This is a genomic window from Dietzia sp. (assembly GCF_036741115.1).
GTDB lineage: Bacteria > Actinomycetota > Actinomycetes > Mycobacteriales > Mycobacteriaceae > Dietzia.
In genome coordinates, this window is the sequence record NZ_DAINST010000149.1 from 1 (window position 1) to 2,836 (window position 2,836).

Genomic DNA, 2,836 nt, shown 5'->3' on the forward strand with positions numbered 1-2,836 from the left:
ACTAGTCTGGACAGGTGAGCCCACCCTTGCCTCACGGGACTCGCTCACTACACGGGGTTCACGAGCTCCCCGGCTACGTGAATTCCACCGAGTCCCCGGAGCTCCGGGCGGGCTGTAGATCGTCGGTGGCACCCGGGGGGCGCCGCCACGGAGTCGATCGGCGCCGACCATTGCGCCGACGCGACAGAGAGGGTGTGGTCACATGACCGATCGCACGACCGCAGGCGAAGGATCGCAGCGCGAGGAACTGGCCGCGCTCCGCAGCCAACTCGAGAAGTCCGAGCGCAACACGCGGGAGAAGACCATCAAGGTCGATGCTCTCTCCGCGCGGAACAAGCGGCTCGCGGAGCTGCTCACCGACTCCCGAGACGCGCTCGAGGCCCTCAAGGGGGAGGTCGAACGCCTCGGCACCCCGCCATCGACCTACGGCGTCGTCGTCGCGCTCTCCGAGCCCGTCCCGTCTGCCGATTCGTCCATCGGTACCGACACCGGAACCGATTCCGGAATCGCCCGGGCCCGCACGGCGCAGGCCGATCGCCTCTCCTCCGGTACGCTGCCCGGCGCTCCGACCGGCGAGGTGGAGACCGCCGAGGTGTACACCTCCGGCCGTCGCATGCTCCTCACCATCTCTCCGCGAGTGCGCGCCTCGGAGCTGAGCCCGGGCACCACCGTGCGGCTCAACGAGGCCCTCACCATCGTGGAGGCCATCCCAGACCAGGCCCCGTCCGGCGTCACGGCCACGCTCCGCGACGTCCTCGCGGACGGCATCCGCGCGCGGGTCGTGCTCGGCAACGACGAAGAGCACATCGTCTACCTCTCGGCATCGCTGCGCGAGCAGCGCCTCCGCGCGGGCGTCGCGCTCCTCGTCGACACCAAGACCTCGTTCGCCTTCGAGGTGGTCCCCAAGGCAGAGGTCGACGAACTGCTCCTCGAGGAGGTGCCCGACGTCTCCTACGGCGAGATCGGCGGCCTCGGCACCCAGATCGAGGAGATCCGGGACGCTATCGAGCTGCCGTTCCTCCACCAGGACCTCTACCGGGAGTTCCACCTCGATCCGCCCAAGGGCCTGCTCCTCTACGGTCCCCCCGGCTGCGGCAAGACGCTCATCGCGAAGGCCGTCGCGCATTCGCTCGCGGTCGCGGCGGCGGAGAAGGACCGGAGCGATCGCTCGGAGGCCCGCGCGGACACCACCACCGCCGAGGGCCGCCCGGCCGTCCCCGAGTCGAGCTTCCTCTCCATCAAGGGCCCCGAGCTGCTCAACAAGTACGTCGGCGAGACTGAGCGGCACATCCGCAACGTCTTCGAGCGGGCGCGGGAGAAGGCGACAGACGGCCATCCGGTCATCGTCTTCTTCGACGAGATGGACTCGATCTTCCGCACCCGCGGCGCCGGCGTCTCCTCCGATATGGAGACCACCGTCGTCCCGCAGCTCCTCGCGGAGATCGACGGCGTCGAGGACCTCCGCAACGTTATCGTCATCGGCGCGTCGAACCGCGAGGATATGATCGACCCGGCGATCCTCCGCCCGGGACGCCTCGACCTCAAGATCCGGATCGACCGCCCGGGACGCGATCAGTCGCTCGACATCCTGTCGAAGTACATCGTCGCAGGCCTGCGCTTCGACACCGCCGAGATGGACGGGGCGACTCCGGCCGAGCACGCGGCACGCATCGCGCGCGACGTCGTCGACCACCTCTTCCGCCGCGAGGCCGATACCCGCTACGCCACGCTCCGTTTCGTCTCCGGGCGCAAGCAGGACCTCCACCTCGCCGACCTCGTCTCGGGCGCCATGCTCCGGAACATCGTCGACCGGGCGAAGAAGCTCGCGATCAAGGACATCGTCGCCGGAACGGGCAACGGGCTCACGCTCGAGCACTTCCTCGATTCCGTCGACGCCGAATTCGGCGAGAACACCGATCTCCCCAACACGTCGAACCCGCAGGAGTGGGCGCGCCTCACCGGCGTGCGCGGCGAGCGGGTCGTCGAGGTCGAGGCCGTTGCGGCTCACGCCTTGGGCGGCCCCGACCCGGCGGCCGAGGCTCCGGTCCCGACCCCGGCATCTGCCCCGAGCGGGGAGGTGGGCGCATGACGGCGGACGCCGCAGCACAAGGGCGGATCATCGGCACCGAGATCGAGTTCGGCATCTCCGCGCCTGCGAATCCCGGGATCTCCTCGATCGTGACCTCCACCCAGGTGATCCGGGCCTACGAGGAGCCCGACGTGTCCCGGGAGGCAGCCGCCCGCTGGTCCTACGATTCCGAGTCGCCGATGCGCGACGCCCGCGGATTCGATCTCTCGGCCGCGCGCCCCACGTCGCTCATCGACCCCAGCGAGTTCGGGATCACCAACCGCGTCCTCCGCAACGGGGCGCGCTTCTACGTGGACCACGCCCACCCCGAGTACTCCTCGCCCGAGGTCACGTCTCCCCGCGACGCGGTCGTTTGGGACAAGGCGGGGGAGCGGATCATGCACGCGGCCGGGCTCTCCTCGGCGGCTATCGAGGACAACGAGACCGTACGGCTCTACAAAAATAATGTCGACGGCAAGGGCGCCTCCTATGGCACCCACGAGAACTACCTCGTGCGCCGCGACGTCGAGTTCGGGGACATCGCCGAGAACGTCGCCCCGCATTTCGTCACCCGCCAGGTGTTCTGCGGTGCGGGCCGCGTGGGCATCGGCCAGTTCGGAGAACGCCGCGGGTTCCAGATCTCACAGCGTGCCGATTACATCGAGGTGTTCTCCGGCCTCGAGACCACTCTTCGGCGCGGGATCATCAACACCCGCGACGAGCCGCACGCGAACGACGACAAATGGCGCCGCCTCCACGTGATCATCG

At 69.0% G+C, this 2,836-nt stretch carries 2 protein-coding genes; both read left to right on the forward strand.

Going from position 1 to position 2,836, the window contains the following annotated elements; all coding sequences use genetic code 11:
- Positions 1-202: 202 nt before the first annotated feature.
- Positions 203-2,089: a proteasome ATPase gene (gene arc, locus V7E05_RS14045; RefSeq protein WP_333620249.1), complete on the forward strand. Its 1,887-nt coding sequence runs from the start codon at positions 203-205 to the stop codon at positions 2,087-2,089.
- Positions 2,086-2,836, forward strand: a 751-nt coding sequence (locus tag V7E05_RS14050; RefSeq protein WP_333620250.1) for a proteasome accessory factor PafA2 family protein, incomplete at its 3' end; no start/stop codon positions are given. The genes arc and V7E05_RS14050, both read left to right, overlap by 4 nt.

What these genes read in the sequence shown, in the direction of transcription:
- arc (WP_333620249.1), top strand. Translation starts at nt 203, where the DNA reads ATGACCGATCGCACGACCGCAGGCGAAGGATCGCAGCGCGAGGAACTG.